The sequence below is a fragment of the Lacisediminihabitans sp. genome, from assembly GCF_043726815.1.
In the GTDB taxonomy this organism is placed as follows: Bacteria; Actinomycetota; Actinomycetes; order Actinomycetales; family Microbacteriaceae; genus Lacisediminihabitans.
In genome coordinates this window covers 58,918-73,276 of the sequence record NZ_JAYSJZ010000002.1, presented here as the reverse complement: position 1 = coordinate 73,276, position 14,359 = coordinate 58,918, and the positions used below count along the sequence as shown (strand labels likewise).

At 68.2% G+C, this 14,359-nt stretch carries 12 protein-coding genes and 1 pseudogene; 7 read left to right on the top strand and 6 right to left on the bottom strand.

The genetic code is table 11. The annotated features are described in order from the left end of the window. The 3 genes from ACHZD8_RS00685 to ACHZD8_RS00675 form a co-directional block, all read right to left on the bottom strand. Positions 1 to 855: sigma-70 family RNA polymerase sigma factor (locus tag ACHZD8_RS00685; RefSeq protein WP_394768158.1), on the bottom strand; the 855-nt coding region annotated here is incomplete at its 3' end. A gap of 216 nt (positions 856 to 1,071) precedes the next feature. Continuing rightward, a complete protein-coding gene (locus tag ACHZD8_RS00680) occupies positions 1,072 to 2,400 on the bottom strand; it encodes a nitrate/nitrite transporter (protein WP_394768157.1) in 1,329 nt (442 codons plus the stop codon). 67 nt (positions 2,401 to 2,467) lie between these two features. After that, positions 2,468 to 3,397: a proteasome assembly chaperone family protein gene (locus tag ACHZD8_RS00675; protein ID WP_394768156.1), complete on the bottom strand. Its 930-nt coding sequence runs from the start codon at positions 3,395 to 3,397 to the stop codon at positions 2,468 to 2,470. 124 nt (positions 3,398 to 3,521) lie between these two features. Here ACHZD8_RS00675 and ACHZD8_RS00670 point away from each other — a divergent pair, with 124 nt between their 5' ends. The 3 genes from ACHZD8_RS00670 to sucB all read left to right on the top strand — a co-directional run bounded on the left by ACHZD8_RS00670 (position 3,522) and on the right by sucB (position 8,209). Continuing rightward, the gene (locus ACHZD8_RS00670) at positions 3,522 to 5,015 is read left to right on the top strand and encodes a leucyl aminopeptidase (protein WP_394768155.1); all 1,494 of its coding nucleotides are present in this window, start codon (positions 3,522 to 3,524) and stop codon (positions 5,013 to 5,015) included. A gap of 100 nt (positions 5,016 to 5,115) precedes the next feature. Beyond that, entirely contained in the window at positions 5,116 to 6,489 is a 1,374-nt protein-coding gene (lpdA, locus tag ACHZD8_RS00665; protein ID WP_394768153.1) for a dihydrolipoyl dehydrogenase, read from the top strand. 55 nt (positions 6,490 to 6,544) lie between these two features. Beyond that, positions 6,545 to 8,209 (top strand): 2-oxoglutarate dehydrogenase, E2 component, dihydrolipoamide succinyltransferase, encoded by a 1,665-nt coding sequence (sucB, locus tag ACHZD8_RS00660; protein ID WP_394768152.1) that lies wholly within the window; start codon positions 6,545 to 6,547, stop codon positions 8,207 to 8,209. Between the two features lie 49 nt (positions 8,210 to 8,258). Here the strand turns inward: sucB and ACHZD8_RS00655 are convergent, their stop codons facing one another. Next, complete coding sequence (locus ACHZD8_RS00655) at positions 8,259 to 8,507, bottom strand: hypothetical protein (protein WP_394768151.1); 249 nt, start codon at positions 8,505 to 8,507, stop codon at positions 8,259 to 8,261. Between the two features lie 85 nt (positions 8,508 to 8,592). Continuing rightward, the gene (locus tag ACHZD8_RS00650) at positions 8,593 to 9,813 is read right to left on the bottom strand and encodes a protein kinase (RefSeq protein ID WP_394768150.1); all 1,221 of its coding nucleotides are present in this window, start codon (positions 9,811 to 9,813) and stop codon (positions 8,593 to 8,595) included. Positions 9,814 to 9,931: 118 nt separating this feature from the next. Here ACHZD8_RS00650 and lipB point away from each other — a divergent pair, with 118 nt between their 5' ends. The 3 genes and pseudogenes from lipB to ACHZD8_RS00635 all read left to right on the top strand — a co-directional run bounded on the left by lipB (position 9,932) and on the right by ACHZD8_RS00635 (position 12,262). Next, positions 9,932 to 10,558, top strand: coding sequence for a lipoyl(octanoyl) transferase LipB (gene lipB, locus ACHZD8_RS00645; protein WP_394768149.1), 627 nt, complete (start codon positions 9,932 to 9,934; stop codon positions 10,556 to 10,558). Next, positions 10,555 to 11,544, top strand: coding sequence for a lipoyl synthase (gene lipA / locus ACHZD8_RS00640; RefSeq protein WP_394768148.1), 990 nt, complete (start codon positions 10,555 to 10,557; stop codon positions 11,542 to 11,544). The genes lipB and lipA overlap by 4 nt, the downstream gene beginning before the upstream one ends. 4 nt (positions 11,545 to 11,548) lie before the next feature. Then, positions 11,549 to 12,262: pseudogene (locus ACHZD8_RS00635) on the top strand (DUF4191 domain-containing protein). A 30-nt stretch (positions 12,263 to 12,292) separates the two neighbouring features. Here ACHZD8_RS00635 and ACHZD8_RS00630 read toward each other — a convergent pair. Then, positions 12,293 to 12,736: an RDD family protein gene (locus tag ACHZD8_RS00630; RefSeq protein ID WP_394768147.1), complete on the bottom strand. Its 444-nt coding sequence runs from the start codon at positions 12,734 to 12,736 to the stop codon at positions 12,293 to 12,295. Positions 12,737 to 12,871: 135 nt separating this feature from the next. Here ACHZD8_RS00630 and glnA point away from each other — a divergent pair, with 135 nt between their 5' ends. Beyond that, positions 12,872 to 14,296 carry a type I glutamate--ammonia ligase gene (glnA, locus tag ACHZD8_RS00625; RefSeq protein ID WP_147782415.1) on the top strand — a complete coding sequence of 475 codons (1,425 nt, stop codon included), beginning with the start codon at positions 12,872 to 12,874 and terminating at the stop codon, positions 14,294 to 14,296. Positions 14,297 to 14,359: the final 63 nt, after the last annotated feature.

Sequence of the window (14,359 nt, the reverse complement as noted above, 5' to 3'; positions counted from 1 at the left end):
GGCCATGGCGCGGGTGATCGCCTGGCGGATCCACCAGGTGGCGTAGGTGGAGAACTTGAAGCCCTTGGTGTAGTCGAACTTCTCGACGGCACGGATGAGCCCCAGGTTTCCCTCCTGGATCAGGTCGAGGAACTGCATCCCGCGACCCGTGTAGCGCTTGGCCAGGGAGACGACGAGTCGGAGGTTCGCCCCGAGCAGGTGGCTCTTGGCCCGCTGGCCGTCCTTCGCCACCCAGGAGAGCTCGCGGCCCAGCTGGGACTTGAGTTCGGCGGGGGTCATCTGGGACAGCTTGTCCTCCGCGAACAGGCCGGCCTCGATTCGCATCGCGAGCTCGACCTCCTCCGCGGCGTTGAGCAGTGCGACCTTGCCGATCTGCTTCAGGTAGTCCTTGACCGGGTCCGCCGTGGCGCCGGTGATGGCCGACGAGTAGACCGGCACCTCGTCCTCGTCGTCGACGAGCGACAGCACGAGCGCGCCGCTGGGCAGCACCTCGCCCTTGTCGTCCTTCTCGTCCTTGTCGTCGTCTGAATCGTCAGTGGCGTCTTCCTTGACGTCCTCGACATCCTTCACGTCTTCGACGACGACAACGACGTCGACCTCTTCGTCGATCTCTTCGACGTCGATCACCTCATCGGCGTCGTCGGTGTCGTCCGACTTCGCCTTGGTGGACTTCTTGGCCGGTGCCTTCTTGGCCGCGGCGTCCTTCGCCGAGGCGGCCTTCGCGGGAGCCTTGGCCGGGGTCTTGGTCGTGGCCTTCTTGACCGTGGTCTTCGGAATCGTCGCGGCCTGGTCGGCAACGACCTCTTCTACTGCCGCCGTGTCGGCGAGAGTCGTGGATTTGGTGGTGGTGGCCATTCGGACACCTTTCGCATCGGATCGAGAACAAACTGCTGGTGTGTAGTGCCTGGAACTCGCTTTTTCGGGCAGCTCGCTTTTCGGGCAGCACTAAGACCCATGTCAAGTCCTGGGCCGTTGCACAACGAATGAGCAAATACGCCCCGTCAACTGGAACGGGTCTTACGTCAATTATTGCACGCTTTGCTGGCACCCCTTGCCAATTCGGCGCATTCGCTATATCTTGTGCCGCCGGAGGGCTCTGGAGAGTGCAACCCAGAGCGGTGCCACCCGTATTCCCTCGTCCTCGTGCAGCCGTCGGCGGGTGCTCCTGCGCGCCAGCAGCAGGAAGACGACTCCGGCACCCACCACCGCGTACTGCACCGTGAACGCCACGCGGAACGACTCCCAGGCGAAGACGTCGCTCGCGGCCCCGCTGTCGATCCGGAGCCGGTTCAGCACGTCGAGAACCAGCCCGATGAGGTACATCATCACGAAGCTCGCGAGGAAGCCGCCCACGTTCACCACGCCGTTCGCCGACCCGAGGCTGCGCATCGGGTTGAACGTGCGGGCGAAGTCGAAGCCGATGAGCGACCCGGGTCCCCCGATGCCGAGCACGATGATCAGGATCACCACGACCACGAACGGCGGATGGCCCGGCCAGAGCAGCACCACGGTCCAGGCGATACCGATCATGGTCACGATCGCCAGCACCAGATTCGACCGGCGCAGGGGGAAGCGCGCGGTGAGCAGGCCCAGGATCGGACCGCTCACCACGCCGGCCCCCACGATCAGGGTGAGCAGGCCGGATGCCGTGGCCGGGCTGTAGCCGAGCCCGGCGGTGAGCATCGGGAACCCCCAGAGCAGGCTGAAGACGGTGCCGGACGACTGGGTGGTGAAGTGCGACCAGAAACCGAGCCGGGTTCCCGGCCGGGCGAGCGCCTCGCGCAACTGGCGCATCGCGTGCGGCCAGGTCGTCACCCGGTCCGCCCGCGCGACATCCGCCGCCCCGTTGGAGAGGAGCACCAGAACGAGCACGAGGGCGATGGCCGACATCGACGCGGCGGAGAGGAAGGCGGGAGTCCAGCCGTAGGTATGGAGAAGGAAGGACAGCGGTATGGCGGAGAGCACCTGGCCGAGCTGGCCGAGGTTGCCCGTCCACTGCGAGACCTGCGGGAGGAGCCGCCCGTTGAACCAGGACGCGAGGAGTCGGATCACCGAAATGAAGGTCATCGCATCGCCGGCACCGACGAGCACGCGGCCGACGATCGCGACGCCGATCGACGGAGCCAGTGCCAGCACGACCTGTCCCGCCAGCATGAGCAGGGCGCCGGCAGCGACGAGCGCCTTCGGGCCGACCCTGTCGAGCACGACTCCCACCGGAATCTGCAGGGCGGCGTAGACGATGATCTGCACGACGGCGAGGCTGGACAGCACGGAGGCCGACACCTCGAAGCGATGCGCGGCCTCGATGCCCGAGACGCCGAGCGACGATCGCTGCAGCACGCCCACGATGTAGGCGAAGATGGCGATGGCCCAGATGAGCCAGGACCGCCGAGAATTCACTAGTCAACACTAGACCGGCCGACAGGCATCGCCCCGCCGTCCACGTCAGGCGGCGGGAATCGGTCGATCAGGCGAGGGTCGGCGGGTCGCTCTCGCCCTTGCGACGCGTCGCCAGGAAGTTCTCGAGCTCCGCGGCGATCTCGTCGGCCGACGGAAGCTCGCCGTCCTGGTCGGTGAGCGGCGACCGCAGGGGGTTGCCCTCCATGTAGGAGTCGTGGCGCTCCTCGAGCGCACCCACGAGCTTGGCGAGCTCCTGGTTCGTCTCGACCTGGCTGTCGATCTTGGAGAGGAAGTCCCGACCCTCGTCGCGCAGCCGGTCGGTGGGGAAGATGAGTCCGGTGGCCGCGCTGATGCTCTCGAGAGCCTTCACCGCCGCATCCGGGTACTCGGTGTCCGCGAGGTAGTGAGGCACGAGGAGCACGAATCCGACGGTGGGGTGTTCCAGCTGCTGCAGTCGGTACTCCACGAGGTGAAGCGCATTTGCCGGCACCTGGGTGCGCGGCTTCCACACCGATATGGCGTCGATCAGCTCGACTCGGTTGCCGCTCACCGTCACGCCGATCGGGCGGGTGTGCGGCGTCGGCATGGGGATGGCGTGCACCCACGTCGTGGTCTTCACCTTGAAGCGAGCGATGAGTTGGAGCACCGCGGCGGAGAATCGCTCCCACTGGAAGTCCGGTTCGAACCCGGTGAGAAAGAGGAACCGCTGACCGATCTCGTCGGTGCCGAGGTAGAGCCCGAGCCTGGGCGGCCGGTAGTCGGTGAGGTGGTCCTGGTCGAAGTAGATCACCGGGCGACGGGCACGGAAGTCGAGCAGTTCGTCCGCGTCGAAGGTCGCGATCAGGCGCTGGTCGATCGAGTCGACGAGGTACTCGCCCAGCTGGGTCACGGCGGCCCCCGCGTCGGCGAATCCGGTGAGTCCGGCAACCAAATGGAGGCCTTCCGGCACGTCGATGGCGTCCGGGTTCAGTTCGTAGAGGCCTTCTGGGTCGCGCATAGTTTCACTCTAACCGCGGCACCGGACCGCGAACTCGAGATCGGGCCGGGAGGCTTCATGCCGTGAGCGAACAGGCCGAACGGGCCCGAGCCGGCCGGTCGGGCCATCCGGCTAGCATTGCGGCATGACAGTCCCCGCCGTGCGCGTCAGCACCGACATCGCCCATTCCCTCAGCTCCGACGTGCTCGTGATCGGGGTCGGATCGTCGGATGACGGACCCGTGCTGCACGCGAACGCCGCCACGTTTCCCGCCCTGGTGTCGAACCTCGCGGCGATCGGCATGACCGGCGCCAAGGACGAGCTGGTTCGGGTGCCCGTCGCGGCCGGGGAGGCGCGCAGCATCGCCCTCGTCGGGCTCGGAGGCGGGCAACCGGATGCGCACGCGCTGCGCTACGCGGCCGGCACGGCGGCCCGTCGGCTGGTCGGCGTCGAGTCGATCGTGATCGACCTGCCCACGACGACGGATGCCGAGGTGCTCGCCGTGCTCGAGGGCGCGGCGATCGGCGCGTACTCGTACACCGAGTACCGGGCCAGCTCGCTCGACTCCACCAAGCGTCCGGCGAGCGACGTGACCGTCGTGTCGGCCGCCGCGCCCGAGACCGACCTCGCGAAGCGAGCCGCCATCGTCGCGACCGCCATCCACCGCGTGCGCGACCTCGTCAACGCACCGCCGTCCCACCTCTACCCGGAGTCCTTCGCCAGCGCTGTCACGGAATTCGCCGACGGCCTCCCCCTGGAGGTGACGATCCTCGCCGACGACGAGCTCGCCGCCGGCGGCTTCGGCGGCATCGTGGGCGTCGGGGCCGGCTCGACCCGCTCGCCGCGCCTGGTCAAGATCAGCTACGCCCCACAGGGAGCGACGAAGCATCTCGCCCTCGTCGGCAAGGGCATCACCTTCGACACCGGCGGACTCTCGCTCAAGCCGGCGGCATCCATGGTCGGCATGAAATACGACATGGCGGGTGCGGCGACCGTGATGGCCGTCGTGCTCGCCGCCGCCGAGCTCGGCATCGACACGCGCATCACCGCCTGGCTCTGCATCGCCGAGAACATGCCGTCCGGGTCGGCGATCAGACCGAACGACGTGCTGCGGATGCGCGGCGGCAAGACCGTGGAGGTGCTCAACACCGACGCCGAGGGCCGGCTCGTAATGGCCGACGGCCTGGTGGCTGCGAGCGAGGAGTTCCCGGACGCGATCGTGGACGTCGCGACCCTCACCGGCGCCGCGCGCGTGGCTCTCGGCGACCGGTACGCCGGGGTCATGGGCAACGACGACTTCGTGGCCGAGGTCATCGCCGCGGCGGACATCGCCGGCGAGTCGTTCTGGCCGATGCCGCTGCCCACCGAGTTGCGAGCCGCGCTGAACTCGGATGTCGCCGACATCGCGAATGCCCGCATCGGAAACACCGCGGCGGGAATGCTCGTCGCCGGGGTGTTCCTGCAGGAGTTCGTGGGCGCGCGCCGGGACCCGGCGGAGGGCCGAATCCCGTGGGCGCACCTCGACATCGCCGGATCCGGCACCAACCCGGGCGGGGGCTTCGGCTTCAATGCCAAGGGCCCGACCGGCATGAGCGTGCGCACCCTGCTCGCACTGGCCGAGGAGTTTTCTCATGCGTAGTAAGGTCTTTATGGCTGCAAAAATCGAGCCAATGCTGCCCGCCGGCCGACACGGCTGATCGGGCTCAAGCACTAATTCTGAGATCCAAGGGAGCCCCTGGTTGTCTGAGCAGACTTTTGACATTGTGATCCTCGGAGCAGGGAGCGGCGGCTATGCCGCAGCCTTGCGCGCGAGCCAACTGGGACTCTCGGTGGCGCTCGTGGAGAAGGGCAAACTCGGTGGCACCTGCCTGCACGTGGGCTGCATCCCGACCAAGGCGCTTCTTCATTCCGCCGAGGTCGCCGACGTCACCCGCGAGTCCGCCAAGTACGGTGTCACGTCGACCTTCGGCGGCATCGACATGGGCGCGGTCACCTCCTACCGTGAGGGCATCGTCGCCAGCAAGTTCAAGGGGCTCGTCGGCCTGATCAAGACCCGCGGCATCACCGTCATCGAGGGCGAGGGACGTCTCGTCGCCGCCAACACCGTCAAGGTGGGCGAAGACACCCTCGTCGGCAAGAACGTGATTCTCGCCACCGGCTCGTACTCCCGCTCGCTGCCGGGTCTCGAAATCGGCGGACGCGTCATCACCTCGGAGCAGGCCCTCGAGCTGGACTTCGTGCCGAAGAAGGTCGCGGTTCTCGGCGGCGGGGTCATCGGAGTCGAATTCTCGAGCGTGTGGCGTTCGTGGGGCTCCGAGGTCACGATCATCGAGGCACTCCCCCACCTCGTGCCCAACGAGGACGAGGCCATCAGCAAGCAGTTCGAGCGCGCGTTCCGCCGCCGCGGCATCGAGTTCAAGCTCGGCACGCGCTTCCAGTCGGTCACCCAGGACGAGAACGGAGTCGTCGTGACCCTCGAGACCGGCGAGACCGTGGAGGCGGAGCTCCTGCTCGTCGCCGTCGGTCGCGGCCCGTCGACCGCCAACCTCGGCTACGAGGAGGTCGGTGTGGCCATGGATCGCGGCTTCGTGCTCACCAACGAGCGACTGCTCACCAACGTCCCCGGCGTCTATGCGGTCGGGGACATCGTGCCCGGGCTGCAGCTCGCCCACCGCGGCTTCCAGCAGGGCATCTTCGTCGCCGAGGAGATCGCCGGGCTCAACCCGATCGTGATCGACGACCTGAACATCCCCAAGGTGACATACTCCGACCCCGAGGTCGCCTCGGTCGGCCTCTCTGAGGTTCGGGCCCAGGAGAAGTACGGCGCCGACAAGGTGACCAGCTACGACTACAACCTCGCCGGCAACGGCAAGAGCCACATCATCGGCACCTCCGGCTCGATCAAGGTGGTGCGGGTGAACGACGGACCCGTCGTCGGTGTGCACATGATCGGCGCCCGTGTCGGCGAGCTCATCGGCGAGGCGCAGCTCGTGGTCAACTGGGAGGCATACCCCGAAGACATCGCCCCGCTCATCCACGCCCACCCGACTCAGAACGAAGCGCTGGGCGAGGCTTTCCTCGCTCTCGCCGGAAAGCCGCTTCACTCCCTCTGAGTACGCGTCACCAAACTAAGCTAGAACAACAGAACTGGTCTAAGGAGCATCACTGATGAGCGAATCCGTCAACCTCCCGGCACTCGGTGAGAGTGTCACCGAGGGTACGGTTACCCGCTGGTTGAAGAACGTGGGCGACCGCGTGGAGGTCGACGAGCCACTGCTCGAAGTGTCGACCGACAAGGTCGACACCGAGATCCCCTCACCCATCGCCGGAGTGATCGAAGCGATCCTCGTCGCGGAGGATGAGACGGTGGAGGTCGGAACCCCGCTCGTGACCATCGGAGACGGATCCGCCCCGGCCGCCGAGGCGCCCGCCGCCCCGGCGCAGGAGCCAGCACCCGCGGAGGCCCCGGTCGCCGAGGCACCGGCAGCAGAGGCGCCCGCCCCGGAGCCCACGCCCGCCTACGCGCCAGCGCCGACCTCGGCCTTCGCCCCGCCACCGGCGTACGCGCCGAACCCGGCGTCGGTTGAGGCGCCGGCCGAGCCCACCGAGGCTCCCGTTGCCGAAGTGCCGTCGACGGATGCCCCCGCCCCCGAGGAGGCGGCGCCCGCCGCCCCGCAGGCCCCGGCACCTGCCTACACGATCGACGCTCCACCGGCCGCACCTCAGGTGCCGGTCGAGGCGCCTCCCGTCGCGGCCGCCCCGGTCGAGGCCGCGCCAGTCGAGGCTGCTCCCGCCCCGGTCGAGGCGCCTGCCGCCGAGGTCGCGCCAGTCGCAGCCGCCCCGGTCGCCGCCGCGCCGGTCGAGACCGCCCCGGTCGAGGCACCTGCCGCCGAGGTCGCCGAGACCACGCCGTCCGTCTCCACCGTGTCGAACTCCGGTTACGTCACCCCTCTCGTGCGCAAGCTCGCCAATGAAAAGGGAATCGACCTCGCCACCGTGTCTGGCACGGGCGTCGGGGGTCGCATCCGCAAGGAAGACCTCGTCGTGGCTGCCGCTCCGGAGCCCGAGGCCGCGCCGACCCCGGTCGCGCCCGCCGCTGCCGCTCTCGAGACGTCCCCGCTGCGCGGCACGAGCGTGCCCATGTCGCGACTCCGCAAGGTGATCGCCGAGCGCGCGGTCATCTCGATGCAGTCGTCCGCTCAGCTCACCTCGGTCGTCGAGGTCGATGTCACCCTCGTCGCCAACTACCGTGACCGCGTGAAGGCCGAGTTCCAGCAGAAGACGGGTCAGAAGCTCACCTTCCTGCCGTTCTTCGCACTGGCCGCGGCCGAGGCGCTCAAGGCGTACCCGATCATCAACGCGACGATCGACGGCGACACCATCGTCTACCCGGCGCAGGAGAACATCTCCATCGCCGTCGACACCGAGCGTGGGCTTCTCACCCCGGTGATCCGCGACGCCGGCGCACTCGACCTGGCCGGCCTCGCCGCCCAGATCGCCGACCTGGCGGCTCGCACGCGCGACAACAAGCTGAAGCCAGACGAGCTCGCCGGCGGCACGTTCACCCTCACGAACACCGGATCGCGTGGTGCCCTGTTCGACACGCCGATCGTGTTCCTGCCGCAGTCTGCCATCCTCGGCACGGGCATCGTGGCCAAGAAGCCCGTCGTCGTGACGAGCGGTGGCCTGGATGCGATCGCCATCCGATCGACCGTGTACCTGGCCCTCTCCTACGATCACCGCATCGTGGATGGCGCGGATGCCGCCCGCTTCCTCGTCGCGGTGAAGAACCGACTCGAGGGTGGCGACTTCGCCGGAAACCTCGGCATCTAGGCACCTTCTGATCGTGTGACAGACACGTCGCCCCCGGCCGACCGAAAGGCTAGCCGGGGGCGATGTCGCGTATCCGCCAGCCTGCGCTGCCTCGAACCAGCAGCAGCGAGGCCGGGGGTGCCCCGTCGGCGCCGACGATCCTGACCATCGCGGAGTCGCCCAGTCTCTGAACGAGCTCGGCGTGGTCGGCCGCCAATGGCACCGGCTTCCGCCGGTCCTGCTGGGCGGTGCGGATGAGGTTCTCGTCCGCCTCGATGGCCGCGGAGCCGGCCTGGTCCACCGAGTCGAGACACCGCACCGAGAGAGCCTCGATGCACGAGGCACGCGCGGCCACAAGCGCGATTGAGGCCGCCGCGGGGTCGTCCGATCCGATCGCCGCAGACTCACCGGCGCGCGGCGTTCTGGAGGGCTCGGCCGCGCGCCCGCTCATTGCCGGGCCGGCCGCGCCGGACGATTCGGCCACCGGCCCGGTGCTCGCCGTGCGGGCCGCCCCGGAGGGTGCGAGAAGGGCCACGGCCAGCACGAGTGCCACCAGGCCCGCGGCCCCGCCGACCCAGACCGAGCGACGAACCCCGGAGAGAGACTGTCGAAGCCGCTCTCGGAGGCGGTCTAACTCGATCGGCAAGGTGACCGGGCCCCGGGAGCCGGGAGCCTCGCCGATCGCGTTCACCGCCTCCCGTGCTCCCCCGCGGCGACCGGTGGATCCGCCGTTGTCGGACGGCGCCCGGCGACGTGGTGGTGGACCGAGACATCGAGGCCCGTCCGAACGCGACGTCCTCGGTGTCGAAATCGTGCTCGTGCTCGTGCTCGTGCCTCCCCGCGTCCAGCCGGGCTGGCAGGTGCGGGAGGCGGCGCTCGGGAGTGGCACCATCGAGGTCGAGCGGGAGCGCCGGGGCGAGGGCGAAGACCCGTTCGGCGAGTTGCCGCGGAAAGTCGTCGGCGTGCTCGACCCGATCGAAGGCGTCCAGCCAGTCGAGCAGGGCGGAGTGCGCCGGACGGCGCCCACCCGGCGCGGCCCGGGCGAGGACGGCGTGTACCAGCTCGACGAGCGCGTCCAGGTCGCGTGCCACCCGAGGGTCGTCCGAAAGCTGGGCCGGGGTCAGGCTCCTCCCGCGCGACTCCGCGGGCAGTGGGCCGATGAGCTGCGCGCCTCCGAATCCCGCCAGGACCGGGGCGCCCACGTGGTCGAGCAGCACCGACGAGAGTCGCACGTCCCCGTGGGCCACCCCCAGCCGATGCAGCTCCCCCACCGCCTCGGCCACCGGCACGAGGGCCGTCACGGCCTCGCCCTCGGCGATCTCCGCGCGCTCGGCGAGCACCCGACCGAGGCTGGCCGCCCCGAGGCGCGGGAGAATCAGGCACGGCCTGCCGTCGTCCACGATCGCGAGGTCCCTCAGCTCGAGCACGTGGCGCGCCGAGACTCGAGCGAGAGCCTCGATCTCGGTGTCGATGCTTGCCAGCGAGGTGGTGGCCCGGTAGAGCTTGATCGCCGCCGTGCGGTCGGGGCGCGGCACGGCATCCGACCCCGCGTGCCCGAGGAACACCTCGGCGCGCACGCCCTCACCGAGCTTGCGTACGAGCCGATAGCCGCCGACGGATTCCACGCCGCAATGATGATCGCGCGAGCCCGGCGGAAGGGGCGGTGGCTCCCACGATGTGGACCGCGGGGGGAGGAAGGCGGCGGGAGAGGAGCGGTGCCCGAACGCGGGTTAGGCTTGTGGCGTGATCGACTATGTCGTCGCGGGGCTAAGCGCCAACTCCGTGCCGTACTTGGAAGCCCTCGAGCTTCAACGCGCAACCCATCGTTCCGTCGTCGACGGGACATCCCCAGACACGGTCATCTTCCTGGAGCATCCGTCGGTCTACACGGCCGGCAAGCGCACCGAGGACTCCGAGCGGCCGTCCGACGGCACACCGGTGATCGACGTGGACCGGGGAGGCAAGATCACCTGGCACGGGCCGGGACAGCTCGTCGGGTATCCCATCCTCCGGCTGCCCAACCCGATCGACGTCGTCGGCTATGTGCGTCGCCTCGAGGCCATGCTCATCGACGTCCTGGCCGAGCTCGGTGTCGAGTCCGGCCGGGTCGAGGGACGCTCCGGGGTCTGGATCGACGGCAACGACAAGATCGCCGCGATCGGCATCCGGGTCGCCGAGGGCGTGACCATGCACGGCTTCTCGCTCAACTGCAGCAACGACTTCACCGCCTACGAATCGATAGTCGCCTGCGGCCTCGCCGACGCCGGCGTCACCTCGATCTCCCGCGTCCTCGGTCGCCGGGTCGACCCCGCCGACGTCGTTCCGCTCGTCCAGCGGCACTTCTCCACCGTGGCCGGAGTCACCGCGTGAGCGCGCCGACCGAGGGTCGCAAGCTTCTGCGCCTCGAGGTGCGAAACGCCGAGACCCCGATCGAGCGCAAGCCGGAGTGGATCAAGACCCGCGCCAGGATGGGCCCGGAATACCTGCAGCTCCAGCAGCTGGTGAAGAGCGAGAACCTGCACACCGTGTGCCAGGAGGCCGGCTGCCCCAACATCTTCGAGTGCTGGGAAGACCGTGAGGCCACCTTCCTGATCGGCGGCTCGCAGTGCACCCGTCGCTGCGACTTCTGCCAGATCGACACCGGGAAGCCGGCCGACTACGACACCGACGAGCCGCGACGCGTCGCCGAGTCGGTAGTCGCGATGAACCTCCGGTACGCCACCGTCACGGGAGTGGCCCGGGATGACCTGCCGGACGAGGGCGCGTGGCTGCACGCCGAGACCGTGCGCCAGATCCACGCCCAATCCCCGGGAACGGGGGTCGAGATCCTCGCGACCGACTTCTCCGGCAACCCCGACCTGCTCGGCGAGGTGTTCTCCTCCCGCCCCGAGGTCTTCGCGCACAACGTGGAGACGGTGCCCAGGATCTTCAAGCGGATCCGCCCGGCGTTCCGCTATGAGCGATCGCTCGACGTGCTCACCCAGGGTCGCGCGGCCGGCCTCATCACCAAGTCCAACCTCATTCTCGGCATGGGCGAGGAGCGCGCCGAGGTCAGCCAGGCGCTTCAGGACCTTCACGACGCCGGCACCGACATCATCACCATCACCCAGTACCTGCGGCCATCGCCCCGCCATCTGCCGGTCGCCCGCTGGGTGAGACCGGAGGAATTCGTGGAGATGAAGGAGGAGGCCGAGGCCATCGGATTCCTGGGGGTGCTCGCCGGACCGCTCGTGCGCTCGTCCTACCGCGCCGGCCGCCTGTGGGCCCAGTCGATGCACAGCAAGGGCCGCGAGGTGCCGGAGCAGCTGCGCCACCTTTCCGATGCGTCCCTTGGCTTTGCTCAGGCCGTATCCTAGGAACATGGCACGCACGAAAGACACCGCTCCCAAGCCGGCGAAAGAACCCGGCCGCCTGAAGCAGATGTACCAGGTCTTCCAGATGACCAGACGGTACGACTCGAACGCGGTCTGGTGGATGGCCCTCGCCGTGCTCGCGCCGATCCTCGTCGGAATCGTGGCCGGCTTCATCCTCTCCCCCGACTCCCCGTTCGGTTTCGTGCTGTGGATCGTCGCCGGGGTGCTCGGCGGCGTGCTGCTCTTCCTGATCGTGCTGGGCCGTCGCGCCGAGAAGGCCGCCTACTCCCAGATCGAGGGCCAGCCCGGGGCCGTCGGCGCGGTGCTGAAGAGTTCGCTGCGTCGAGGCTAGACCGCGAGCGAAATGCCGGTCGCGGTGAGCCCGAAGACCCAGGATGCCGTCTATCGAGCCGTCGGCAACGGCGGGGTGGTGCTCATCGGGGAGGGCCCGAAGTCGCGCACCCAGAAGATGCTCGACGAGGAACGGCGCCGCGTCACGCGCATCCTGCCGAACGTGGCCGTCAACTTCCTGCACGTCGGCCCCGACGAGGACGCGGTGCCGCTGCACAAGCTCGCGGGTCGGATGGCCAAGTTCAAGCGAACGCTCAACAAGGCCGAGATCTACGCCGTGAGCAACCGGCTGAGCTCGCTCGGCAAGAACCAGCTTCCGATCCCCAAGGGCGTCGACCCCATGCGCGCCAGGGCGCCCCGCCCGCGCTAACCCCTCCAACGGCTCGTCGGCCAGCGGAGACTAGCGTCGCACGAGCACCGTTCCGGCGAGTCGGTCGTGGAATCCGCGCTGGTCGCGGTCCCAGATGAGCGCGGGAATGCCGATGCACAGCAAGACCGTGCGCACCGCCGGCCTCCACACCCCGATCCAGCCCGGCACCAGCGGAACCAGCCGCATCCCCAGCAGGAGGTGTCCGACGCTGCCGCCGAGCAGCGCGAGGAATACGATCTGCAGAATCGCGAAGATCGCCAGGATCGTGAAGGGATCGGGCGAGGTCCCAGCCGTGGGGAAGAACACCCACGCCAGCAGGTAGGCGAGCCCCCAGTCGATCACCAGGGCGGCGAGCCGTCGGCCGAACCGCGCGACAGATCTCGGGCCAGAGGCCGGGAGACCGAGGCGCCGTCCAGGCCAGTCCCCCGCGTCCCGTTCGGTGCTCCTCGAATCGGGCGGAAGGGGGGATGCCATGGTTTAATCCTACGGCCAGCGCCGAGCCGTAACATGCCGGAAACAATAGCGACACCATGGCGAAACTCCGTCGGCCTAGCCTCGCAATGGCTGTATTTGCCGCCGACCCGTACCAAGCTCATTGGAGTCCTTCACATGTTCAGTGATTCTTCAGAAGTGCTCAAGTTCATCAAGGACACTGACGTCAAGTTCCTTGATCTTCGTTTCACCGACCTCCCCGGTGTGCAGCAGCATTTCAATATCCCCGCCTCGACCGTCGATGAGGAGTTCTTCTCGGTCGGTCAGATGTTCGACGGATCGTCCATTCGTGGATTCGCCTCCATCCACGAATCCGACATGCAGCTCATCCCCGACGTGACCACCGCTTACATCGACCCGTTCCGTGTCGAGCGCACGCTGATCATGGTCTTCGACATCTACAACCCGCGCAACGGCGAGATCTACGGCCGCGACCCGCGCCAGGTCGCCAAGAAGGCCGAGAAGTACCTCGCCTCCACGGGCATCGCCGACACCGCGTTCTTCGCCCCCGAGGCCGAGTTCTATGTCTTCGACGACGTGCGCTACGAGGTGAAGCAGAACGGCTCGTTCTGGAAGGTCGACTCCGACGAGGGCGCCTGGAACTCCGGCCGCGAGGAAGACGGCGGAAACCTCGCCAACAAGACGCCGTACAAGGGCGGCTACTTCCCGGTGAGCCCGATCGACAAGCAGGCCGACCTGCGCGACGACATGAGCCTCAAGCTCATCGACGCCGGCCTCATCCTCGAGCGCGCCCACCACGAGGTCGGCACCGGCGGCCAGGCGGAGATCAACTACCGCTTCAACACCATGGTGAACGCGGCGGACGACCTGCTCAAGTTCAAATACATCATCAAGAACACCGCTGAACAGTGGGGCAAGACCGCGACCTTCATGCCGAAGCCGCTCTTCGGCGACAACGGATCGGGCATGCACACCCACCAGTCCCTCTGGAACGACGGCGTGCCGCTGTTCTACGACGAGAAGGGCTATGGCGGGCTCAGCGACATCGCGCGCTGGTACATCGGCGGACTGCTCAAGCACGCTCCCGCGGTGCTCGCATTCACGAACCCGACCCTCAACTCGTACCGTCGACTGATCCCCGGCTTCGAGGCCCCGGTCAACCTGGTCTACTCGGCCGGCAACCGGTCCGCGTCGATCCGCATCCCGATCACGGGAACCAACCCCAAGGCCAAGCGCATCGAGTTCCGCGCGCCGGACGCCTCGGGAAACCCGTACCTCGCCTTCGCGGCGCAGCTCATGGCCGGACTCGACGGAATCAAGAACCGCATCGAGCCGCACGAGCCGGTCGACAAGGACCTGTACGAGCTGCCCCCCGAGGAGGCGAAGAACATTCCGCAGGTTCCCGCCTCGCTCGAAGAGGCCCTGCGCGCCCTCGAGGCGGACCACGACTTCCTCACCGCAGGAAACGTGTTCACGCCCGACCTGATCCAGACCTGGATCTCGTACAAGCGCGACAAGGAGATCATCCCGGCCGCCCAGCGCCCCACCCCGTTCGAATACGAGCTGTACTACAGCGTGTAGCCATTCGGCGCAGACGCGGGCCGCATCCCCTCGGGGGTGCGGCCCTTCGTCGTTCGCCCGGCT